The following is a 22,960-nucleotide window of genomic DNA, read 5'->3' as shown; positions in this document are numbered from 1 at the left end:
CTGTCGTGGCGGATGCGGCTGACATGCGTCATCCAAAACTTTTTTTCTTGGCGCTCGGTTTTTATACCCGCCTGCCGTGTCCCAAAAATCTCGATTACCGACAATTGCCGCAAGCGGCGGTGTATCTGCCGGCGATCGGCTGGCTGGTCGGCGCCTTGTCCGGGGCGGCATTTTATCTGGCCGCCGGGCTCTGGCCGCAAACGACCGCGGCGATCATCGCATCGATCACCGGTATTTTGGTGACCGGCGCTTTTCACGAGGACGGCTTCGCCGATGTCTGCGACGGGTTCGGCGGCGGTTACGGCAAAGAGCGTATCCTCGAAATCATGAAGGACTCGGCGATCGGCGTTTATGGCACGCTCGGTCTCTTGCTGTTGCTGTTGATGAAGATCAGCCTGCTCGGTTCGTTGCAAACGCAGATGGTGCCCTGGGTCTTATTGGCTGGGCATAGCATCAGTCGGCTGATGCCGCTGGGGTTGATGCGGAGTTACTCTTACGCGCGCAGCGAAAACAGCAAAAGCGGCATCGCGATGTTCAGTCTCGGGTTTTCCGATCTCTTTTTTGCCACCAGTATGGCCTTGCTACCGTTTATATTCTTGCCGGGCAATTGCCTGTTGGCGGTCATTCCGGTCGTGCTCTCCACTCTCTGGCTGGGGCATTATTTTGATCGCCACATCGGCGGCTATACCGGCGACTGCCTCGGCGCCTGCCAGCAGGTCGGCGAAACGGTGTTTTATCTGAGCCTCAGCGCCCTATGGACATCTACCTGATCCGCCATACCCGCGCCGCGACCGAAGCGGGGCTTTGTTACGGGCAGAGCGATGTGGCTTTGGCCGCTAGCTTCAGCGAAGACCTGTCGGCGCTGCGACAAAAACTGCCGGAATTGACCGAGGACTGCCCGGTGTTCAGCAGTCCGCTGAGGCGTTGTACGCAACTGGCCGAAAGGTTGTCGGCGAAGGTGACGACCGATGAGCGCCTGATCGAGCTGAATTTCGGCGCCTGGGAAGGGGTGCGTTTTGACGCGATCGAGCCCGAAACTCTGAGGCATTGGACTGCAAATTTTGTCGAAACCGCGCCGCCCGATGGCGAAAGCTTTACCGACTTATACGAACGCATCGGCGATTTCTGGCAGGACCTCTTGCAAGCGTCGCATGAGCAGGTTTTGATCGTGACCCATGCCGGCGCGATCCGCGCCTTGCTCGCGCATGTGCTGACCCTGCCGCTGGCGAATGCGTTTCAACTGCGCATCGATCCGGGCTCGGTGCACAAGCTGCGCCACCAACATGATTATACCTACATCGATTATCTGAACAAATGATGAAACCCTTGGCCGTTTTTGGCACCAGCTCCGATGCCGGCAAAACCACGCTGGTGATGGCTTTATGCCGGATTTTTGCCGACCGCGGCATCAAGGTCGCGCCGTTCAAGGCGCAAAATGTCTCGAATAATTCGGCGGTGACGGTCGAAGGCGGCGAGATTTCCAGGGCGCAGTGCCTGCAGGCCGAAGCCGCGCGCGTCGAACCGAGCTGCCGCTTCAATCCGGTGCTGTTGAAGTCGCACGGCAACGGTTCGGTGCAGGTGATCGTGAACGGCAAGGTGTTTCGGAATCAGTCCATCGCCGACTATTACGACCATCTCGGCGCCTTGCGCAGCGAGGTCGAAAAGGCGTTCAACGGCCTTAGAGGCGACTTCGAGCTGGTGATCGCCGAAGGCGCGGGCTCGCCGGTCGAGCTGAATCTGCTGGAGAAGGATTTATCGAATACGTTTGTCGCGAAGACCTTCAACACGCGAAACATCCTGGTCGCGGACATCGAACGCGGCGGCGTGTTCGCGTCGATCTACGGCACGCTGGAATTGATGGACCCTACCCTGCGAGCGAACCTGATCGGCGTGATCGTGAACAAGTTTCGCGGCGACCGGCGTTTTTTCGATGAGGGCGAGAGGATCATCAAAGAGCGTTTCGGCGTGCCGGTCCTGGGCATCGTGCCGTTCCAGCCGCTGAACATCGACATGGAGGATTCGCAGTCGCTGCAGAACTACCGCCAGCGCCTCGGCGCGGTCAAGATCCGGATCGCGGTGATCGCCTATCCGGGGCTCAGCAATTATAACGATCTCGATGTGCTAATCGCAGATCCCGAGATCGATGTCGAGGTGATACGCGATTACCGCCCGCTGGCCGCCTTCGACATGGTGTTGTTGCCGGGCAGCAAGACCGTGATCCGCGATTTGCATTGGCTGAAGCGGCAAGGGTTGTTTGCGGAACTGCAAAAATTCAACGGGCCGATATTCGGACTCTGCGGCGGCTACCAAATGCTGTGCAAGATGCTGCACGATCCCGACGCGCTCGAACACGAGGTCGCGGGTGTCGAGGAAGGCCTGGGCCTGATCGATGACGAGGTGATCTATCAAAGCCCGAAGCGGCTCGCGCGCGGCGCCTACCGGCTGTTTGGGCAGGAGGCGGTCGAAGGTTATGAAATCCACTGCGGCCGCCTGCAGGCTCATCCCTTGTCTTATCGACAAGGCCGCATCGCCGGCACCCATGTGCACGGCGTCTTCGATCACGACGGGTTTCGCGCCGACTATTTCAAGGCGATCCATCCGGCCTATCAGGGCTTTTGTTATCCGGAATACCGTGACGCGGAAATCCGGAAATTTGCCGACATGGTCGCCGCGCATGTCGATATCGACCGGATCTTGGCGGCGTTATGAAGACTTTATTTACCGGCGGCGTCAAAAGCGGTAAGTCGCGTTTGGCGGAAGCCTACATTCTGGAGCAGGCGGGCGGCCGCAAACCCTACTACCTGGCGACGACCGAGTTTATCGACGACGAAATGCGAAAGCGGATCGATGCGCATCAGCAGCGGAGGCAGGATGCGTTCATCACGATCGAGGAACCGGTCAAATTGCTGGCGGCTTTACAACAATGCCCAGGGCCGGTGCTGGTCGAATGTATCTCGATGTGGCTGAACAATCAGCTCTTTCACGGAGTTTCGGTTGCGGGAATCTTGGAAGAACTGGAAGCGGTGATGCAGTTGCCTTGCAGCATGGTGCTGGTGCATAACGAGGTGGGTCTCGGCATCATCCCTGACAATCGGCTGGCCAGGCAGTATGTCGATTTGTCCGGCAAGGCCGCGCAGTTGATCGCGGCGCATTGCGAGCGGGTGTTCTTCTGCACGGCGGGCTTGAAGTTGCAGATGAAATAAAGTGGCGCCGCGAGGGTGGATGCGCTGGCGCTTATCCACCCCGGGAGCGGGTATAGCGAATCAAAGCGCTTTCTGACGGCCTTGGAATGTCGGCATGTAGATCAGGAATTTGATGATTGCGAAGCCCGCCGCGGCATAAAGCAGGGTCGAGCCGACATAGGGCGGATAATACTGAACGACGCGAGCGGTATATTCGCTCCATGAGAGCGGATCGTAGCGTCCGGAAAGCAGATAAAAGCTGCCGTTCGAGATCAGGAAGGCCGCCGATGCGGAAAGCATCACCATGCCGAAGGTCAATGATACGCCGATAAAGTCGAGCACCGTATAGCGGCTGCAAAAACGTCCGGCCAGCCACATCACCGCATAGGTCGGAATCAGAAATACATAAGCGGGCGACACGCACCAGGCGCTGGTGCCGTTCGCGATCGCGACATAATCGATCACTCCCGCCAGTAGCAACAGAAATGCAAACAAGGAGGTTTTCCGGTAGAAACCGGCAAAGAAAAATACCGCCAGCGAGGCGTCGGGCAGATGCAGTGCGTCGCCGAAGTGATGAAAGCGGGTCAGCGCCATCAGCGCAATCAGCGCGATAGGCAAAGACCTTGATTGCAGGCGTTGTGTCGTGGTCATGAGATTATCTCCAAAGTGATTCGGGTTATGCGCAGGTCCGGAGCGCGGTCAGTTATTATAATGGATAGAAACGAAGAAGTTGCGGTCCGCGGTGTTGTAAGTATTTACTAATTGATATTGTTTATCCAGTAAATTATTCAGCTTGGCGCTGATCATCCAGTTTTTGTTGAAGTGGTAGGCGGTGCGTAAGTCTATCGTGGCATAGCCATCGACATGAACCGTATTGCGAGGGTCGTCAAACCGGTCGCCCTGCACCAGAATCATGCCGCCCACGTCGACAGGTCCGAATGAACGGGACAGGTCGAACGACAGGCTCTTTTGATAGCGGCGGTTTAAGCGTTTATTGGTTTCCCGGTTTTGCGGATCCAGCAAGGTCATGTTCAGTTTGCCGTTCCAGCCCAAAATCTGCGTGCCGATTTCTGCCTCGAGGCCATCGATCTGAGCTTTGCTGGTATTTTGGGGCGTCCACGGGGAAAAGACATTCGCGGGATCCACGGGAGCCCAGTTGATCAAATCGTCGATATTGGTGTGATAGGCGCGTACTTCCCATTGCACACTCTTATGGTTGCCCGCGACGCCGATTTCGGCTGTCGTCGATTCTTCGGGCTTTAAGTTCGGATTGCCGAAGGCAAAGCCCGTGTTTGGCCAAAAAAGATCGTTGAATGTCGGCGCCTTGAAGGCTTTGCCGAAGCTGGCAAAAGGGCTGATGCCGATCGGCGAGTTGTAACGCCAGCCGATGTTGCCGGTGACATTGTCGCCGAAGGCTTCATTTTTATCCCAGCGCACCGAGGCATTGATGAAATGATCATCGAAAACCCGGCTATGCAAATTGCCGAAAACGCCGAAATCATAGCGGGAGCTGCCGTTAAACTTTTGCGTGCTGTCGACTTCATCATTGCGGCCATCAAAACCGAGCAGCAGTTGATGGTCTTCGGTCAGGGAAAACTCGTTCAGCCAGGTGCCGTTCCAGCGCTGCGTATAAAAACGCGAGGCAAAGATGCCGTTGGGGGCGAAATTATTGTTGTCGTCAAAACTGTGCCCAAGACGTACGGTCGATTTCCAGAAGTCGAACAAGTTCATGCTGCCGGTGAGGGAAGCCACCTCATTGATGAATTTGGCTTTGTCCTGCTGGGTGCCGTCAAAGTCGGTCCGTCCCTCTGCATGCATGAAAGAAGCTTCTATCTCGGCATTATTGGCAAAGCGGTGACCGAGGCGCGCATTCACGCCGGTGTTGTGATAACCGTCGTCATCCGGTTGATCGACGCCGAAAAAACCCTTTACCGGTTCGCGGGTATTAAATCCCTGGGTGTTGTAATGTGATGCGCCCACGCTATACCAGGAGTTTTGCCATTTGCCGCTGACGGTGCCGGCTGTCCGCATCGTATCGTAATTGCCGCCGCCGGCATCCAACGTCACCGTGGGTTTTTCGCTCTGGCCGCCTTTGCGGGTAAAAATCTGGATCACCCCGCCGATCGCTTCCGAACCGTAAAGGCTCGACTGCGGGCCGCGAATGATTTCGACGCGTTCGATCTGATCGATCGGAATGAACTCGAACGCGGTCGTGCCCAAGGTCGCAGAGCCGACCTTGATGCCGTCGATCAGCACCAAGACATGATCGGAATTGGTGCCGCGTATGAACACGCTGGTCGTCTTGCCGTCGCCCCCTTGTTGCGTCAGGTCTATGCCGGTGGTGCCTTTCAAGAGTTCAGGCAGGGTCTTGGCCTGCAGCCGTTCGATATCCTTGCGGGTATAGATCGTGCTGGCCGTGGCGAGCTCATTTTTGTCGATTTCCGAGCGGGTCGCGGTCACGACCATTTCGGGCAGATCGGTGGAATCGCCGGAAACCGTGTTCTCGGCATTGGCAAGAGTAGGGAAGGCCGCCAGCAATAGCGAACCGAAAAGCAGTTTTTGCATCGTTGTCCTCTGCGCCGCCCGCGCATTTGGGTGAGTTACGCAGCGGAGGACGAACGCACAGGCAGGCGGGAAAACCGCCGTGATCGTGTCGTGGACAGCCCGCCGCTGTTCCGAGTGATACTTTCAGGCCGGTCTCCGGGCTCATAAGCGGTTTCCCTGCATCATCGCCTTCCCATGCTTGCGCACAGTGGCTGTTGATGATGCTTAACTTATTTACCGTTGCGGGGGCAGCGCCGGCCTTGGAGTTTCCTCACCGGCTTCCCGTTTAATCATTGACGAAATGGCATCAATGGAACCTTTAAGCAGGCGGCAATTATAGAGGGTGGGATGCAGATGTCAATGAAATGTCTGTTTTTTCGAGAGTTTTCTGCACAAAGGCCAATTACATCATAAAAGCAAACCAGCCGGCGCCCGTTCCCAAACCTGAGCTTGGGAACGGGCGCGGGGTACGACTGGCCGCGTTCGCCTATGGCAATGACCTAAGCTATGAGTACAATAACGGGTTTTATTATTGATCAAGTCCTTAACGGCCAATGCCGTCCTTTGGCGTTTAACATTGCAACCATTGCCGCAACAATCGATATAATTTTCCCATGTTCAACAAACTCATCACCCCCAACATCCTCAAAAATCTGGCCGGCGCAGCCGTTTTCGCGCGTGGAGGAATGTATTATGAGAACGGCCAGGTAGGTCCGCTGCGCGAGACAGGCCGTAAAATCAGCGCGCGCGTCGAAGGATCCGAAATTTACCATGTCGAACTGCGGGACGATGGGGACTATCTTGCACACGATTGCAGCTGTCCGAACGCTGTTGACGGTTTTTTCTGCAAACACTGTGTGGCGGTCGGTTTGGCCTGGCTTGCTGAACACGAAGACGGCAGCGGCCAGCGTCCCGATCCGTGGCGCACGATTCGCGACTATTTGGAGGTCCAGTCTCCGGACTTGCTGATCGCGTGGTTGATGGACGCGGCGGAACAGGATGATCGCCTGTACCGGACGCTATTGCTCAAGGCCGAGTCCGTTGCCGGCGGCGCTCATGCCGCGAAAGTCTACCGCGCGGCCATCGAGAGGGCGACCCAGATTCGCGGCTTTTTGGACTGGGGTGAAACGGGGGCTTTTGCGGAGGAGCTCGATCAGGTTGTCGATGCGATAGCGGCCTTATCGACGCCGGAGGATGCTCCTCTGCTGATGGAGTTGGCCGAATATGCGATCGTCCGCGTAGCAAAAGCACTCGAAAACCTTGACGATTCCAATGGCGAGGTCGGCGGCGTCCTGAACCGGCTGAGCGATCTGCATCTGGAAGCCTGCCGGCTGGCGAAACCGGACCCGCAAGCGCTGGCGGAGCGGCTGTTCCGGATGGAAATGTCGCCTGCCAATGATTACGGCGATATCAATGCGATCGCCTACCGCGACCTGCTGGGCGAGGCGGGCCTCCGCCGTTACCGGGAACTGGCCGAGGCGGAATGGGCCAAGATCGGTTTTCGTGACGGCGACAGCCCTTATGATTTTCAGCGCTACCGTATCACCCGCATCATGGAGTTCCTGGCCGAAGCGAGCGGCAACGTGGAAGAACTGGTGGCGATCAAGGCGCGCGATTTGAGCACGGCTTACCGTTATCTGACCATCGCCGGGATATGGGCCGCTAACGGCCGGGATGACAAGGCGCTCGAATGGGCGGAACGCGGTCTGCACGCTTTTCCTATTGCTACCGACAATCGCTTGCGCGATTTTCTGGTCGCGGCTTATCTCAAAAGCCAACGCAACGAAGAAGCCTTGCAGTTGACCTGGGTGCAGTTTGAAGAGCGGCCAATCCTGGATCATTATAAAAAGCTGCATGCGGTCGCCGATCGGCTCGGCGTTTGGCCCGAACAGCGGCAGCGCGCGCTGGCTAAACTGGCCGACGCCATTGCCGGAGGCGCCGCCGCCGTAAGCTACTGGAAAACGCAGCCCGGCACTCCCGATTATTCCGTTCGGCTCCACATCGCGTTGTGGGAAAACAACCTGGACGATGCCTGGGCGGCGGCGCATGCGGGCGTCCGCGATCGGAATTTGCTGATCGAATTGGCCGGCAGATTGGAAACGGAGCGTCCTGACGATGCCCTGGCTTTGTATCGGCAGATCATTCCGACCCTCGTCGAGCAGACCAACAATGCCGCCTATGCCGAGGCCATCAAACTCGTGCGGAGGACCGAAAGCATTCTGAACGGCCCTGAACGAAAGCGCGAGTTTATGGATTATCTGGCGGAGTTGCGCAGTCGCTTCAAACCCAAGCGCAACTTCATCAAGCTGCTGGATGAAGTGAGCCGACGGCCATTGTAAATTTTTAACAAGCCTTTCAATAGCGCCGTATAGTGGGGATCACGATGCGGCGCAATACGGCTGCCGGCGGCCGATTGGCCCCAGCGTCGACGGTTGAATTTGCCGGAGCGTTCCAGGCGGTGAACATGATAAACTGCGCGCTTCTCCAATCATTTGTCCCGATAGTCATTGCCACCGCTCAGCCTTTACGTGCACATTCCCTGGTGCATCAAAAAATGTCCCTATTGCGATTTCAATTCCCACGCGGTCAAGGATGGCGCGCCCGAGACGGCTTATGTCGACGCCTTGCTGCGCGATCTGGCCGAGGATATCCGGCGTTATCGCATCACCCGGCCCATTCACAGCATTTTTATCGGCGGCGGTACGCCGAGCCTGTTTTCTCCTGAATCCTTCGACCGTCTGTTTCGCGGCATCGGGGAACAGCTTCGGCTGAAAGACGATATCGAGATTACGCTCGAAGCGAATCCCGGCACCTTCGAAAGCGAGAAATTCGCCGAGTTTCGCGCGCTCGGCATCAACCGGCTGTCGATCGGCATCCAGAGTTTTGATGATACCTTTCTTAAGGTGCTGGGCCGGGTGCATTCGGCGCGCGAGGCGCTGCGCGCGGTCGAAATCGCGCAAAAGTCCGGCTTCGACAATCTGAATCTGGATTTGATGTTCGGCTTGCCGGGCGCGACGGAAGACAGCGGCGTCAGCGATATTCGCACCGCGATCGGCCTGAATCCCACGCATATTTCGTTTTACCAGTTGACGCTGGAACCGAATACCTATTTTTATAAATTTCCGCCCAAACTGCCGAATGACGAGATGATTTTCGCGACCCAAAAAGCCTGTCAGGCGCTATTGGCCGAGCACGGCTATGCGCAGTATGAAATTTCGGCTTACAGCAGGCCGGGACGGCAATGCCGGCATAATCTGAATTATTGGCGGTTCGGCGATTACTTGGGCATCGGCGCCGGCGCGCACGGCAAGATTTCGCTGGCCTTGCCGGCAAACATCGTCCGTACCAGCAAGCCGAGAGGGCCGGAGCAATATCTGGCCGACACGCACGGGCAGGGCGGCGCCCAGGCGATCGCCGAGCAGGAGTTGCCGCTCGAATTCGTGATGAACCAGCTGCGCCTGAAGCAAGGCTTCACGCTGGATGCGTTTGTCGCGGCGACAGGTCTTGCGCCCGCCGCGCTGGAACCCGGCTTGTCGAGCAATTGCCGGCAAAATCTGCTGATCCTAGAGAATGACCGCTATGTCTGCACCGAAAAAGGCTGGGATTTTCTGGATACGGTATTGCAGAACTTCATCACCTGACTTTTTCACCTACCCTTAGAGCTATCACCGTTATGCACGACTATCAACAACAATTCATCCGTTATGCGCTCGAATGCGGCGTCCTGAGATTCGGCGAATTCCAATTGAAATCCGGCCGCACCAGCCCTTACTTCTTCAATACCGGCCTGTTTAATACCGGCGCGAAACTGGGGCGGCTCGGACGTTTCTATGCCGAGGCGCTGATCCAGTCCGGCATCAAGACCGACGTGTTATACGGGCCCGCCTACAAAGGCATCCCGCTGGTCAGCGCCACCTCGATCGCCTATGCCGAATTGACCGGCAGCGACATCCCGTTCGCGTTCAACCGCAAGGAGAGCAAGGATCACGGCGAGGGAGGCACGCTGGTCGGCGCGCCACTGGCAGGCAATGTGGTGATCCTGGATGACGTGATCACCGCGGGCACCTCGGTCAGGGAGTCGGTCGAGATCATTCGCGCCGCCCAGGCGACGCCGGCCGGCGTCGTGATCGCGCTGGACCGGCAGGAAAAAGGCCTGGACGAGCGCTCCGCGATCAGCGAGGTCGAGGAACGCTACGGCATGCCGGTCGTGCCGATCATCACGCTGGCGAACATCATCGGCTATCTGACCGAGAATGCCAGAGAACTGCCCGGCGTGCTGGAGGCCATCACCGCCTACCGCGACCGCTACGGGGTCTAGCGAAAATTCGGATCGCGGCAAAAAACCGAGCATCCAGCTATGCCAAAATCAAATATGGTCTACACTTAAAAGCAAACTCTCCCGCGGAAGCGCATGCGCTTCCGTTTGTGCGAGTTGTTTTCTTAACAGTTTGAATTTCAACATCTTGTTGATCCAGACATTCGACTCTTAACAGACGCATATTGAGAAACAAAAGGCTTGCCATGAGGAATCTGGAATTTAAAGAGCAAATGCGCGAATACTCGCAATGGCGTGCAAAACTGATACAGACGATCGACATGTATCAGCAATGGCGTCATCGCTATGGTTTGCAGGATACGCAAAGCGACAATACGATTTTGAATATCCTGAGCGGTTTGAAGTCTGACCGGATCACGCTGGCTTTTGCGGCTGAATTTTCGCGCGGCAAGACCGAACTGATCAATGCGCTATTCTTTGCCGAGACCGGCCTTAGATTATTACCTTCGTCGCCGGGCCGCACCACGATGTCGCCGACCGAATTGTTTTGGGACGAGCAGGGCGGCAGCTATATCCGCTTGTTGAATATCGAATCGCGTCTGGAAGACGTGTCTCTGGTCGAACTGAAACAACAGCCCAATCGCTGGAAACATATTCCACTGGACTGCAATTCGCCGGCGCAAATGCAGGAAGCCTTCATGGAGCTGATGGCGACAAAACCCGTCGAGCGCGAGCTTGCCGAAAAGCTGGGCTTATGGAACAAGCGCGAGGCTGCCGAGCAGGGCAATGCGAATCCCGATAAAGTGGACATCCCATGCTGGCGGCATGCGCTGATCAGCTTTCCGCATGCTTTGTTGAAGGAGGGGCTGGCCATCCTTGACACGCCCGGTCTGAACGCGCTCGGCACCGAGCCGGAATTGACCCTGAGCATGCTGCCGAGCGCGCAGGCGATCGTGTTTTTGCTGGCCGCCGATACCGGCGTGACCAAGAGCGATCTGGAAATGTGGCGCAGTCATGTATTCAAGGCCAGCAGCGGCAGCAAGCAAAGCGTCGCGGTCGTGATGAACAAGATCGACGCGATGTGGGATGATCTGGCCGGCGAGAAAGGCTATCAAAATGCGATTCAATCGCAGATCAAGTCTTCGGCCGAAACGTTGAAAATCAATGAAAAAGCCATTTTCCCGGTATCGGCCAAGCAGGCCTTGCTGGCCAAGGTCAAAAACGATGCGGATTTGCTCGAGAGAAGCCGGCTGGCGACGCTCGAAAATTATCTGGCCAACGATATTTTGAAGGAACGCCGGACGATCCTGATGAATGCGATCATTCGCGACATCGGCTTCATGGTCAATGAGTCGCTGAGCCTGACCGATTCGTCTTACAGCAATTCGATTTCGCAACTCGAGGAAGTCAAAAAGATCGATTTCGAAAACAAGGACATGACCGGAAAATTGCTGGCCGAAATGCGCGACAAGCAGAACCAGTACATGGCGACGGTCGAGAATTTCCAGACCAGCCGTCAGGTGTTCTTGACGCAGGCAAAAATGCTGGTCGACTCGTTCGCCAAGGAAAGAATCGACGAGATCGTGAATCGAACCCGCGATGACATGGCAAAGAGCCTGACCACTTACAGCATGAAACAAAACATACGTAAGTTGTTCGACGAGTTGCGCGATTTGTTGCAGGAATCGGTCGATCTGACCAATGAAACCCGCCGCCTGGTCAAGGCGATCCACAAAAAATTCAAGGATGAATACGGCTTTGTCGAGATTGAGCCGCAGCTGTTTTCGATTTCGACCTACCAATTCGAGCTGGAGCAGGTCTTTACCGAGGGCGAGGCTTTCCGCGCCAGCGCCAAAACGACGATGACCGAGCAAAGCATCGTGATCAACAAGCTCTATGGCACCTTAATCGCGAAGGCGCAGCACATCCTGAAGCAGGCGCACGACGATGCGGCGACCTGGAGCAGCAACGTGATGACGCCGCTGATGCATCAAATCAAGGATTACAAAAAGCAGATCGACGGACGCCTGTTGATGCTCAGAAAGATCAACGACTCGAAAGGCAACGTCGCCGAAAGCATTGCCGTGCTTGAAGTGCAATTGAAACAGCTCAGAAGGCAGCGCGAAGAGCTGGCGATGATGATCAAACTGATGCGGATGGAAGGCTTGCAGTTCGACAACAAGTGATCGTCTGCACGCATCGGCTAGGCGCAAAAACTGCTGATGTTTGCCCCGCTTGACTTTCCCTAACCCCTTCCTGGGGTGGGGAAGGCGAAGGGCGACTGCGAAGATAGTCTCAGAGTTTCCTGAAAATCAAATCCCATACCCCATGGCCCAGCTTAATGCCGCGCTGCTCGAATTTAGTCAGCGGCCGGTAGTCCGGGCGCGGACAATAGTCGGCGCTGGGGCTGGCATTTTCGAGCCGTTTTTGTTCCGACAGCACCGTTAGCATCTGTTCCGCGTAGTGCTGCCAGTCGCTGGCGGCATGAAAATAGCCCTCCGCCTTCAACTTCCTGCATAGCAGTTCGGTAAAGCCGGGCTGCACGATGCGTCTTTTGTGATGTTTTTTCTTCGGCCAAGGGTCAGGGAAAAACAAATGCACGCCGCTTAAGCTGTCATCAGGCACCCGTTTTTCGAGGATCTCGATCGCGTCATGGCAATAGATCCTAACATTGGTCAGATTCTTCTCGGCCAACAGCATCAACAAGTGGCCGACGCCCGGTCGGTGGACTTCGATGCCGATATAATCGATATCCGGATTCGCCGCCGCCATCTTCGCGAGGCTCTCGCCGTTGCCGAAACCGATTTCGACGCAGAGCGGTGCGTTACGCCCGAAGACCTCGGAAAAATCAACATCGATGTTCGGATCGAGTCCGTAAACAGCCCAGAGGTTATCCAGGGCGTGCTGCTGACCGGCGGTCAGGCGCCCCTGACGACGAATGAAACTTTGGATTTTGCGGGGAAAATTAACTTCGGACAGCATTGATAAGTAGTAGGGTACGCTGTGCGTACCATTTCTGATGGTTTCGGATTTTTGGGACATGGGCAAGGTACGCCACTCGGCAATTGCTCCTGCATTGCTCTACCTCCTGCATCCATGCAGTCGAGCGCACCTTGCCCTGTTCGAAAATACGGGCTTAAAAAAACAAGCCTTCGATCGGTGAAGACGCGGAAGCAAAACGCTTGCGCGGCATGCGTCCGGCCAAGAACGCTTCGCGGCCGGCCTCGATGCCTTTTTTCATCGCGGACGCCATCAATACCGGATTTTTCGCGGCCGCGATCGCGGTATTCATCAACACGCCGTCGCAGCCGAGCTCCATCGCCATCGCCGCATCCGAGGCGGTGCCGACGCCGGCATCGACCAGGATCGGCACCTTCGCGTTTTCGACGATGGTCAAAATGTTATAGGGGTTCCGAATACCGAGGCCCGAACCGATCGGCGCGGCCAACGGCATCACTGCGACGCAGCCGATTTCTTCGAGCCGTTTCGCGGCGATCGGGTCGTCGTTGGTGTAAACCATCACGTCGAAGCCTTCCTTGACCAGCTGCTCGGCGGCGATGTAGGTCTGCGCGACATCGGGAAACAGCGTCAGTTGATCGGCCAATACTTCGAGCTTGACCAGTTTATGGCCGCCCAAGAGTTCCCGGGCCAACCGGCAAGTGCGGACCGCTTCTTCGGCGGTATAGCAGCCGGCGGTGTTGGGCAGGATCGTGTATTTGTCCGGCGAGATCACGTCGAGCAGGTTCGGCTCGTCCTTGTTCTGGCCGATGTTGGTGCGGCGAATCGCGACGGTCACGATCTCGGCGCCGGAGGCTTCGGTCGCGAGCCGGGTTTCTTCGAGATCCTTGTATTTGCCGGTGCCGACCAGCAGGCGCGAGCGGTAGGATTTGCCGGCGATTACAAAAAAGTCGTCCTGGCCGCCGCCGATCGCGTGCACGATCTCGATGCGGTCGCCGTCTTGCAATGCCCGTTCGCCGTACTGGTCATAAGGCAGGATTTCCTGGTTCAATTCGACCGCGATCTTTTTGCCGGTCAAATCGAGTTCGGCGATCAGGGCGGCGACGGTGCTGTGCTCCGCGCACTCGCGCATTGCGCCATTCACAATAATATTCATCGGTTAAACTCCTTTGCTGTCGAGCGACCGGCGCTCGCGCACGGCTTCGGCCAGGCTTTGCAGCAGCGGCACGGTATCCTCGAAACTGATGCAGGCATCGGTAATGCTCTGGCCATAGGTCAACGGTTTGCCCGGCACCACGTCCTGTTTGCCCGCGACCAGATTGCTTTCGATCATCACGCCCATGATCCGGTGATCGCCGCCGGCGATTTGAGCGGCGACATCCTCGCCGACGATCAGCTGGCGCTGGCATTGCTTCAGGCTGTTCGCATGGCTGAAGTCGATCATGATGTTCGGTCGGAGCTTCGCGTTGACCAGGCCTTCGGCGACCTGTTCGACGCTGACTGCATCATAATTCGGCCGATTGTTGCCGCCGCGCAGAATGATGTGCACGTCTTCGTTGCCGGTGGTCGAGAAAATCGCCGAGTGGCCGCCCTTGGTCATCGACAGGAAGTGATGCGGGCTCATCGCCGCGCCGATCGCATCGATCGCGATCTTGATCGTGCCGTCGGTCGAATTCTTGAAACCGATCGGGCAGGACACGCCGGAGGCCAGTTCGCGGTGGCCCTGGCTTTCGGTCGTGCGCGCGCCGATCGCGCCCCAGGAAATCAGGTCGGAAATGTATTGCGGCGAAATCAGATCGAGGTATTCGGTCGCAGCCGGCATGCCGAGATTCGCGACGCCGAGCAGCAAACGGCGCGCGATGCGCAGGCCTTTGTTGATGTTGAAGCTGGAGTCGATATCCGGATCGTTTATCAGCCCTTTCCAGCCGACCGTGGTGCGCGGCTTCTCGAAATAGACCCGCATCACGAGCAGCAAATCTTCCGCCAGTTCGTCCTTGACCGCCTTCAAGCGCTTGGCATAATCGATTGCCGCGGCCGGGTCATGGATCGAACACGGGCCGACGATCACCAGCAAACGGTCGTCTTCGCCGGTCAGAATGTGATGAATTTCCTGACGCGCCTTCGCGGTGGTTTCGGCCGCTTCGTCGGTAATCGGCATTTCATCATGCACCTGATAGGGCGCGATGACTTCCTTCGTCTCGCAAATTCTCAGGTCGTCGGTTTTGTATTTTGTATGCATGGGATACTCGCGGGGCAAAAGCCGAATGCGGTTTAAAACCCCGTATTTTACTCTTTTTTGGCGGTTTGGGGGTAGCTTTGCTGACGATTGATCTGAGCAAGGGCACTCTTGCTATTGGCGGAAAACGGATACCCAAGGAATTGGCTGGTAGCTGTCAAAAGCAACTCTTTCCGAACTCTAGCTCCGGTGGAGAATCCGCGCGACAGGGGATGGCGGGTTGCGCCGAGAGCGGCAATTTTTCTACAGCATTGCTGCTGGCGCGGCATTAATGATCAAGACTTTATAGGATTGTATATAAAAAACAATGGGTTGTGTTTGGCATGAAGCTCGCAATAGAGGCTTTCAGGCAGAACGTGTTTGTCCTTTATGAACCCTATTCGGACAAGCTGAACGGATGTGGCCGATACCTGAAAATATTTTATTGGAGTTTAACAATGAACACAGCATCGATTCCTTTCGGAAATGACAGACGTATCAATCTATGGCGGTTCAATCAGGTGGTGTTATTGGCGCTAGCCAGTGCGGCATCGCCTCGCGTATTGGCGTTGAATACCGGAACGGACCTGAATTTGTCTGCAAAACCGATTGCCGGCGGTATGGCCGGCGCGGCTTATACCAAGCCGCAAGAAGTTTCCGCGGCGTTGTTTGGTAATCCGGCCACCCTGACTCAGTTTAAAGGCTTCAATTTTGGCTTAGGTGCCGCCATCCTCGAGCCGGATGTGGACAACTATCAAAGCAATAACGGCTTCACCAACCGATCCCACAGTCTGGCGCAGAATTACATCGCGCCGGATGTGGCTCTCAGCGGAGAAGTCTTGCCCGGCTTTGTCCTGGGTGCCGGTGTCGGGGTGGATTCCGGCTTGGGTGCGGATTATCGCACCCATCCGATCAATGCCGGCGCCGGGCTTGGGCTGGGTGGCGCCGGACTCGGCGGCGCGGCGACAGTGCCTTTGGACGTAGAGTTACTGTCATTTAGCGCCAATGTGGGGGCGGCTTATGAGGTGACACCGGATTTGTCGTTAGGGGCTGCATTAACGGTAGGATTTGGGTTGGGCCAATTTGGGACTGCCGGGAATACGACCGGACTCGCCGGCTTGTCGGGCGATTTTGGCGGGACCACGTCCAGCGTCCATGATATTTCGATTCGCGGCGCCTTGGGCGCAACGTATCAGCTCACACAGGACGTGAAGCTGGGCGCCTCGGTCAAGACCCCTCTGCAGTACCACTACCAGAACGTCTTGTCGACCACCGTGGGCGGCAGTCAGGCATACCAGGACGTGAAGCTCGAGCAGCCGCTGGAGGTCACCTGGGGTATCGCGGCCAATGCGACGCCCAACTTGTTATTGGAGGCGGACGTCGCCTGGAAAAACTGGTCGAAATCGTCCTTGTATAAAGATGTCTACAAGGATCAATTCCTGGCCATGCTGGGCGGCCAATATAGCCTCGGCAATTGGCAATTCCGTTCAGGCTACAGTTATGCCTCAAAGTTGCTCCGCGACGAACCGAACGGCACGGTGGGCGGCTTTACAGGCGTAGGGACGCTGCCTCTGGACACCAGTGTTCCCGGCGTGCTTAACAAAAATGATTTGATTAAAGTCGTACAAACGACATTAGGCCCGGTCGTTTGGGAGCATACCGTCACCGCCGGTGTGGGGTACGCCTTCACACCCAAGTTCAGACTGGATTCGTTTGCGGCCTATGCGTTTGAAGGCACCGCAGACCGCAGCACGCTGGCGTTGGGCGATTACCATGTGAATGCCAGCGAATGGGCGTTGGGGGCGGGCGCGAATTTCAAATTTTAACGGATAGATGCCGAATAATCCGCTATGCGGTTATTCGGCAAATCCGGCCTGCCGGTCAAATCCGCAGCAAGCGCTTTGCGTTTTGATACAACACCCGATCCAGCACCTCCTCCCGTAAACCCAGCCGTAGAAAATCCTCGAGCGTTTGCCCCATCGCCCGGAACGGGTACGAGCTGCCAAACAGCAATTGCTCCTTCATAAAACCGTTGGCCGCTTCCACATACAGGCTTCCGCCCGGCAGAAAAATATACATGTCCGGGACGACGTAAACGTTTTCATAGCGAAACGCGACGCCGATCATTTCGTTCACATACGGATAAAAACCGTGGTAGCACACGATAGGCAAACCTGAAAAAGCCCTGGCAACCTTGCCGACGGCGACCGGATTGGCATATTCCAAATTCGGCGTGGTCGGCCCTGACATTAAAAACACCGGCACACCCAGTTGTTTGCAGGCGTCATAAAGCGGGTAGAGCAACGGATCATCGGCCTGAATGGGCGGCGCACCGAATCCGGGCTCTATGTTAATTCCCCTCAATCCCAGGGTGTTCACGGCCTTTTCAATGGCTTCGGCGATGCCACGGCTATCCAGCGCTTGCGGGTTTACCGAGGCGATGCCGATCAATTCCGGGTGCGGCGCGGTGATGTCCCGAATAGTCTCGTTGGAGATTGTGATGTCGGGCGTGTCGCGGCCGACGACGACCGCATGACGGATTCCCGCTTCGCGAATTTCCTCGATAAACCCATCCAGGGTATGCGAGCGGGCAAAGTGATCGTCCTGTTTGGAGCCCAAGCGGCGATTAAGCCATTTGGCGGTTTCATATTCGTGGGTTGCCGGCGTCGCGCCATAAAAATCATGCAGAAACGCAGGTCGGCTGCGCATATCGATTATCGGTCTGGACATCTTGTCAGTTCTCGGATTTGGCTCATGTATTGAAGCGATCTTCGCTTCGGCTGGTGTTCAAGCGACAGAAACAGCAGGTATTGTGCCAAATGATCTTGCCCAGCCTTAACGCTGGGTTTGCCGGTTGCATGTCCCGCAACGATTGCCGCTACAGCGGCAATCGTTGTGATCCGCTGCTGCAAAAACGGCATTCAAATCGATAAGGCGCTCATCAATCATTTAAAAAACAATAGGTTGCGAGTTGGCATGGTCGGTGCTAAAGCTTAAGTACAGTACCGATGCGTTGCAGGCATCGGGATTTTTCAACCGTACAAAGGCAATCAACATGAGTACATTAAAAGTCGTGGTTGTTTCGGGCAATCTAGGGCTGCCGTCCAAGACGCTCGCATTGGCCGAGCAAATCGTGGAAGCAATCAAGCAGCAAGCGGTGATCGAGGTGACAACTCATCATTTGGCCGAGTGGGGTCCGGTGTTCGGTCCTGCCCGCCATCCGGGCGAGCTGAGCGATAGTGGCAAAGCGGTGCTGGATTCTATCGGCTCGGCCGACATCCTGGTCGCGGTCACACCGGTTTACAAGGGTTCCTACACCGGCCTATTCAAGCATGTGTTTGATTTTCTGGATGTGAAGGCGCTGAACGAAGTGCCAGTGATTCTTGGCGCCACCGGCGGCGGGGAAAAGCATGCCTTGATTATCGAACATCAACTGCGGCCGCTGTTCGGCTTCTTCGGTGCGCAAACCGTCCCTTCCGGCATCTACGCCACCGAACAGAACTATGACGGCTCACGCTTTAGCGATGCCGTCGTCAATGAACGCATCCATGCGGCAGCGCGCCAAGCGGTCGTGGCGGCGCGTGTCCGCTCTGAACAAATCCCATTATCCCAAATAGCTTAAGGAGTCTCCATGTCTGCACCCGATTACGAAAAAATCCGCTCCGAAATTCGCGCCCTGGTTGACGAAGTCATCCGGCCGAATGCCGAACAAACCGACCAGGGCGTTTTCCCGCGGGAGAATCTTGAAGCCTTGGGCCGGGCGGGCTGGAATGGCGTGCTGATTCCGAAGGAATACGGCGGCCTGGGTCTGGATCATGTCGCCTTTTCGATCGTGGCGGAAGAAATCGGCCGCGCCTGCGCCTCTACCGGCCTGGTCTATGTGATGCACACCGGCGCGGCGCAGACCATCAACTTATTCGGCAACCACGACCAAAAAGAACGTTGGCTGAAGCCTGCCCGCGACGGTTTGATCGGCACCTATTCGACCAGCGAAAAAGCCTCGGGCGGACACTGGTGGTTCAACTTCAGCGAAGCCTCCCGAGGCAGCGACGATAACTATCTGCTCAATGCGGAAAAATCATTTACCACCAGCGCAGGACAAGCGGATTACTACATTTTTCAAACCCGTTCGCCGGGCGCCAAAGGCCCTACCGATATCAGCTTTTTCATCGTCGATGCCAAACTGGACGGCATCACGCACGGCACCTGGGAAGCGCTCGGGGTGCGCGGCAACCACAGCGGGCCGATCACCTATAAGGATGTGAATGTGAAAAGCATCGATCGCCTGGGCGACGAAGGCCAGGGCAAAGACATCGTTTACCATGGCGTATCGCCGGTCTATCTGGTCGGTCTGGGGGCGGTCTGGCACGGCGTGGCCAGGGCGGCCTTGGAAAAAGCCGCAGGCCACCTGACCGGCACCATACACCGCGATTTCAACCGCAAACTGTCCGACTACCAAGTACTGCGTCAGCAATTGGGCGAGTCCAAGGTGCTGGTCGAAAGCCTGCGCCCCTGGCAGCACGAGCTGGCGCGGCAATTGGACCAATTGCAGGCCGCCGGTCAGCCGCAAGGGCAAATCCTGCTGCCGTTGACCGAATTCAAGGTGCATGCGGCGGAAGTCGCCAATATCTCGGCGCGCAACGCCCTGGATGTCAGCGGTGGTTACGGTTACAAGAAAGGCCCGATCGAACGCATCTTCCGTGATGCCCGCGCCGGCATCGGCATGGGGCCGTCGAACAACATCGCCCGCGAATGGATCGGCAAGGCGCTGGTGGGATTGCCTCTGGAGCTGTTCGAGGCCGGCGGCGAGTAGAACCCGTAACAACGTCCCGTTTTAGCAACCTTTGCCACACCCCGATTGGAAGGAATAGGCGCGAAGCCACCCTGCTTAATCGACAGTCCCTGCTCAATATTTCGGAGATTCACATGTCACAACAAGATTTGAAAGCCACATTAGAGAACACCATTGTCGCCCTGCAACAAAATCCGGCGGGCGCCCGCCTAGTTTTCAAGGCGCAGACCCGCCTGCTCGATGGCGTGCGCTGCGCCGCCGAAGTGCGGGATTTTCCGCCGCTGATCATTGACGAACCCCCTGAGCTGGGCGGGGGAGACGCGGGGGCAAACCCGGTCGAGCTGATCCTGGCCGCACTCGGCACCTGCCAGGAAATCGTCTATGCGGCCTACGCCGCCGTGTTGGGCATCCCTTTGGAGGCCGTCGAGGTGAGCGCCAAGGGCTACCTGGATCTGAATGGCCTGTTCGGCTTGAAGGAGGTGCCCTCCGGTTTCCAGAAAATCAGCTTCGAAACCACATTGAAGAGCCCCGCGGACCCGGAAACGATCGAAAAGCTGGTGGCGGCGGTGGAAGCGCACTGTCCCGTGCTCGATACCTTGACCCGGCCGGTCGAGGTGGCCGGCACGGTCATACTCAATGGCGCGCCGCTGCACGCCCTGGCCATCGACGCCGCGTGAGGAAATCCCCATGAGCCAATCCCATCACAGCAACAACCCGATCAAATTCGCCTACTGGGTGCCCAATGTCAGCGGCGGCCTGCTGGTCAGTAAGATCGAGCAGCGCACCGGCTGGGATATCGACTATAACCGCAAGCTCGCGCAAATCGCCGAGCGCAGCGGTTTCGACTACGCCCTCACACAGATCCGTTTCACCGCGGGTTACGGTGCGGAGTATCAGCACGAGTCGGTCTCTTTCACCCATGCCCTGTTGGCGGCTACCCAGAAACTGCGGGTGATCGCGGCGATCTTGCCGGGGCCCTGGCACCCGGCGGTCGCCGCCAAGCAGATTGCGACGATCGACCACCTGACGGCCGGCCGTATCGCCGTCAATATCGTCAGCGGCTGGTTCAAAACCGAATTTACCGCGATCGGCGAGCCGTGGCTGGAGCATGACGAACGTTATCGCCGTTCGGAAGAATTCATCCGCGCGCTGAAAGGCATTTGGACGCAGGACGATTTCAGTTTTTTCGGCGATTTCTACCGTTTCCACCATTTCACCCTGAAGCCGAAACCCCTGCAGCAACCTCATCCGGAGATCTTTCAGGGCGGCAGTTCCAGGGCGGCGCGCGACATGGCGGCCCGGGTCTCGGACTGGTATTTCACCAACGGCAATACGCTGGAGGGCATCAAGGCGCAGGTCGACGATATTCGCGCCAAGGCGGCCAAGGAAGGCCATGCGGTCAAGATCGGCGTCAATGCCTTCGTGATCGCCCGGGATACCGAGGCGGAAGCCCGGGCGGTGCTGAACGAAATCATTGAAAAAGCCGACACGGAAGCGGTCAATGCGTTCGGACATGAAGTCAAGCAGGCGGGAAAAGCTTCCCCGGAAGGCGAGGGCAATTGGGCCAAGTCCACATTCGAGGACCTGGTGCAATATAACGACGGCTTCAAGACCAATCTGATCGGCACGCCCGAACAAATCGCCGAGCGTATCGTCGCCTTGAAAGCGGTCGGCGTCGACCTGATCCTGACCGGCTTTTTGCACTTCCAGGAAGAAGTCGACTATTTCGGGCAGCGGGTTTTGCCTTTGGTTCGCGAACTGGAAGCGCGGCAAGTCGACAAAGTGGCTGCCTGATGAGCAAGGCGAATCCTCCCCAGCAGGCGCAGGCAAAGACTCGGGCGTTGTTCGACAAGGCCGAACAATTGGCGGCGGAGTTTGCCGCCACCGCCGTGGAACGCGATCGGCGCGGCGGCACGGCTAAAAACGAGCGCGACAGCCTGCGTCAAAGCGGCCTATTAAACCTGATCATCCCGGTCGAATACGGCGGGCACGGCCTGGATTGGCACGATACCTTGCAGATTGTGCGCATTATTTCCAGGGCCGACAGTTCGCTCGGGCATCTGTTCGGTTTCCAGCATTTGCTGCTGGCGACGCTGCGGCTGTTCGGCGACCAATGGCCGCATTATTACCGTGAAACGGTTAAAAACAGCTGGTTTTGGGGCAATACCCTGAACCCTCTGGACACTCGCGCCAAGATCAGTGCCGACGGTCAGGACTGGCTTGTGCACGGCACCAAAAGCTTTTGCTCCGGCGCTACCGATTCCGATCATTTAATCGTATCGGCCTTGACCGAGGCGGGCGGCAAATTAGTCATCGCCGCGATTCCGAGCGATCGTCCAGGCATCCGGATTCACTCGGATTGGGACAATATGGGGCAACGCCAGACCGACAGCGGCACGGTGGATTTTGATCGGGTGCGCATCTATGACCAGGAAATCTTAAGTCGGCCCGGACCCCTGGGCAGCGTGTTTGCCACCTTGCGCCCGTTGATTGCGCAGCTGGTGTTAATCAACATTTACTTGGGCATTGGCGAAGGCGCTTTGGCGGAAGCGATCGGCTATACCCGCAGCCAGTCGCGGGCCTGGTTTTTGTCCGGCGTGGAAAGCGCGACCCGCGATCCTTATGTGCTCAAAAAGTACGGCGAGTTTTGGGTCGACCTGAACGCCGCTGCGCTGGCGACCGATTATGCCGCCAGTTTACTGGATGCTGCCTGGCGCCAGGAAAATGCGCTCACCGAGGCGGAGCGCGGCAGCGTGGCGATCGCCAGCGCGACGGCCAAAGTCCTGGCCACCCGCGCCGGCTTGGAGGTGACGCAGCGCTTGTTCGAAGTCACCGGCGCACGGGCGACCAGCGCCAAGGCCGGCTTCGACCGCTATTGGCGCAATCTGCGCACCCATTCGCTGCACGACCCGGTCGATTATAAGCTGCGCGATCTTGGCGAATGGGTATTGAATGCCAAGCTGCCCACCCCGAGCTTTTACTCCTAAGGATCA

21 protein-coding genes and 1 riboswitch are annotated in these 22,960 nt (G+C 57.1%); of the genes, 15 read left to right on the top strand and 6 right to left on the bottom strand.

Going from position 1 to position 22,960, the window contains the following annotated elements; all coding sequences use genetic code 11:
* The first annotated feature begins 23 nt into the window (after positions 1-23).
* From cobS to ACEPPP_RS09830, 4 genes are read left to right on the top strand one after another with little or no spacing between them, the layout of a single operon-like run.
* Positions 24-770: an adenosylcobinamide-GDP ribazoletransferase gene (cobS, locus tag ACEPPP_RS09845; protein WP_374086248.1), complete on the top strand. Its 747-nt coding sequence runs from the start codon at positions 24-26 to the stop codon at positions 768-770.
* Positions 755-1,318, top strand: a complete 564-nt coding sequence (gene cobC, locus ACEPPP_RS09840) for an alpha-ribazole phosphatase (RefSeq protein ID WP_374086246.1) — start codon at positions 755-757, stop codon at positions 1,316-1,318. Before cobS ends, cobC begins: the two co-directional genes overlap by 16 nt.
* Complete coding sequence (locus ACEPPP_RS09835) at positions 1,318-2,709, top strand: cobyric acid synthase (RefSeq protein ID WP_374090917.1); 1,392 nt, start codon at positions 1,318-1,320, stop codon at positions 2,707-2,709. Before cobC ends, ACEPPP_RS09835 begins: the two co-directional genes overlap by 1 nt.
* On the top strand, positions 2,706-3,203 hold the full coding sequence (locus ACEPPP_RS09830; protein ID WP_374086245.1) for a bifunctional adenosylcobinamide kinase/adenosylcobinamide-phosphate guanylyltransferase: 498 nt from the start codon (positions 2,706-2,708) through the stop codon (positions 3,201-3,203). The genes ACEPPP_RS09835 and ACEPPP_RS09830 overlap by 4 nt, the downstream gene beginning before the upstream one ends.
* Positions 3,204-3,263: 60 nt before the next feature.
* Here the strand turns inward: ACEPPP_RS09830 and ACEPPP_RS09825 are convergent, their stop codons facing one another.
* Both ACEPPP_RS09825 and ACEPPP_RS09820 read right to left on the bottom strand, forming a co-directional pair.
* On the bottom strand, positions 3,264-3,833 hold the full coding sequence (locus ACEPPP_RS09825; protein WP_374086240.1) for a hypothetical protein: 570 nt from the start codon (positions 3,831-3,833) through the stop codon (positions 3,264-3,266).
* Between the two features lie 48 nt (positions 3,834-3,881).
* Positions 3,882-5,747, bottom strand: a complete 1,866-nt coding sequence (locus ACEPPP_RS09820; protein ID WP_374086238.1) for a TonB-dependent receptor domain-containing protein — start codon at positions 5,745-5,747, stop codon at positions 3,882-3,884.
* A 108-nt stretch (positions 5,748-5,855) separates the two neighbouring features.
* Positions 5,856-6,062: riboswitch (cobalamin riboswitch) on the bottom strand.
* Positions 6,063-6,340: 278 nt separating this feature from the next.
* Here ACEPPP_RS09820 and ACEPPP_RS09815 point away from each other — a divergent pair.
* From ACEPPP_RS09815 to ACEPPP_RS09800, 4 genes are all read left to right on the top strand, one after another.
* A complete protein-coding gene (locus tag ACEPPP_RS09815; protein ID WP_374086237.1) occupies positions 6,341-8,065 on the top strand; it encodes an SWIM zinc finger domain-containing protein in 1,725 nt (574 codons plus the stop codon).
* 168 nt (positions 8,066-8,233) lie between these two features.
* Positions 8,234-9,367 (top strand): radical SAM family heme chaperone HemW, encoded by a 1,134-nt coding sequence (gene hemW, locus ACEPPP_RS09810; protein ID WP_374086235.1) that lies wholly within the window; start codon positions 8,234-8,236, stop codon positions 9,365-9,367.
* 32 nt (positions 9,368-9,399) lie between these two features.
* The gene (gene pyrE, locus ACEPPP_RS09805; RefSeq protein ID WP_374086234.1) at positions 9,400-10,044 is read left to right on the top strand and encodes an orotate phosphoribosyltransferase; all 645 of its coding nucleotides are present in this window, start codon (positions 9,400-9,402) and stop codon (positions 10,042-10,044) included.
* 203 nt (positions 10,045-10,247) lie between these two features.
* Positions 10,248-12,188, top strand: a complete 1,941-nt coding sequence (locus ACEPPP_RS09800) for a dynamin family protein (protein WP_374086232.1) — start codon at positions 10,248-10,250, stop codon at positions 12,186-12,188.
* Positions 12,189-12,297: 109 nt separating this feature from the next.
* Here ACEPPP_RS09800 and trmB read toward each other — a convergent pair whose 3' ends face one another.
* The 3 genes from trmB to ACEPPP_RS09785 form a co-directional block, all read right to left on the bottom strand.
* Entirely contained in the window at positions 12,298-12,984 is a 687-nt protein-coding gene (gene trmB, locus ACEPPP_RS09795) for a tRNA (guanosine(46)-N7)-methyltransferase TrmB (RefSeq protein ID WP_374090916.1), read from the bottom strand.
* A 154-nt stretch (positions 12,985-13,138) separates the two neighbouring features.
* Positions 13,139-14,116 carry a sulfur carrier protein ThiS gene (gene thiS / locus ACEPPP_RS09790; protein WP_374086230.1) on the bottom strand — a complete coding sequence of 326 codons (978 nt, stop codon included), beginning with the start codon at positions 14,114-14,116 and terminating at the stop codon, positions 13,139-13,141.
* 3 nt (positions 14,117-14,119) lie between these two features.
* The gene (locus ACEPPP_RS09785) at positions 14,120-15,199 is read right to left on the bottom strand and encodes a 3-deoxy-7-phosphoheptulonate synthase (protein ID WP_374086228.1); all 1,080 of its coding nucleotides are present in this window, start codon (positions 15,197-15,199) and stop codon (positions 14,120-14,122) included.
* A gap of 77 nt (positions 15,200-15,276) precedes the next feature.
* On the opposite strand from ACEPPP_RS09785, the gene ACEPPP_RS09780 reads away from it, so the two are divergent.
* Positions 15,277-15,468, top strand: coding sequence for a hypothetical protein (locus ACEPPP_RS09780; RefSeq protein WP_374086226.1), 192 nt, complete (start codon positions 15,277-15,279; stop codon positions 15,466-15,468).
* A 165-nt stretch (positions 15,469-15,633) separates the two neighbouring features.
* A complete protein-coding gene (locus tag ACEPPP_RS09775) occupies positions 15,634-17,001 on the top strand; it encodes an OmpP1/FadL family transporter (protein WP_374086224.1) in 1,368 nt (455 codons plus the stop codon).
* 55 nt (positions 17,002-17,056) lie between these two features.
* Here ACEPPP_RS09775 and ACEPPP_RS09770 read toward each other — a convergent pair whose 3' ends face one another.
* Positions 17,057-17,905, bottom strand: coding sequence for an amidohydrolase family protein (locus ACEPPP_RS09770; RefSeq protein WP_374086222.1), 849 nt, complete (start codon positions 17,903-17,905; stop codon positions 17,057-17,059).
* Between the two features lie 325 nt (positions 17,906-18,230).
* Here ACEPPP_RS09770 and ACEPPP_RS09765 point away from each other — a divergent pair, with 325 nt between their 5' ends.
* The 5 genes from ACEPPP_RS09765 to ACEPPP_RS09745 all read left to right on the top strand — a co-directional run bounded on the left by ACEPPP_RS09765 (position 18,231) and on the right by ACEPPP_RS09745 (position 22,954).
* Entirely contained in the window at positions 18,231-18,797 is a 567-nt protein-coding gene (locus ACEPPP_RS09765) for an NAD(P)H-dependent oxidoreductase (RefSeq protein ID WP_374086221.1), read from the top strand.
* Between the two features lie 9 nt (positions 18,798-18,806).
* Positions 18,807-19,988, top strand: a complete 1,182-nt coding sequence (locus ACEPPP_RS09760) for an acyl-CoA dehydrogenase family protein (protein ID WP_374086219.1) — start codon at positions 18,807-18,809, stop codon at positions 19,986-19,988.
* 113 nt (positions 19,989-20,101) lie between these two features.
* Entirely contained in the window at positions 20,102-20,644 is a 543-nt protein-coding gene (locus ACEPPP_RS09755) for an OsmC family protein (protein WP_374086218.1), read from the top strand.
* A gap of 10 nt (positions 20,645-20,654) precedes the next feature.
* Positions 20,655-21,761 (top strand): dimethylsulfone monooxygenase SfnG, encoded by a 1,107-nt coding sequence (gene sfnG, locus ACEPPP_RS09750; protein ID WP_374086216.1) that lies wholly within the window; start codon positions 20,655-20,657, stop codon positions 21,759-21,761.
* Positions 21,761-22,954, top strand: coding sequence for an acyl-CoA dehydrogenase family protein (locus ACEPPP_RS09745; protein WP_374086215.1), 1,194 nt, complete (start codon positions 21,761-21,763; stop codon positions 22,952-22,954). Before sfnG ends, ACEPPP_RS09745 begins: the two co-directional genes overlap by 1 nt.
* The last annotated feature ends 6 nt before the right edge of the window (positions 22,955-22,960 follow it).

This window comes from Methylomicrobium lacus (assembly GCF_041897535.1).
Classification (GTDB): Bacteria; Pseudomonadota; Gammaproteobacteria; order Methylococcales; family Methylomonadaceae; genus Methylomicrobium; species Methylomicrobium lacus_A.
The sequence above is the reverse complement of the archived record's forward strand: the minus strand, read 5'-3'. Positions and strand labels throughout refer to the sequence as shown.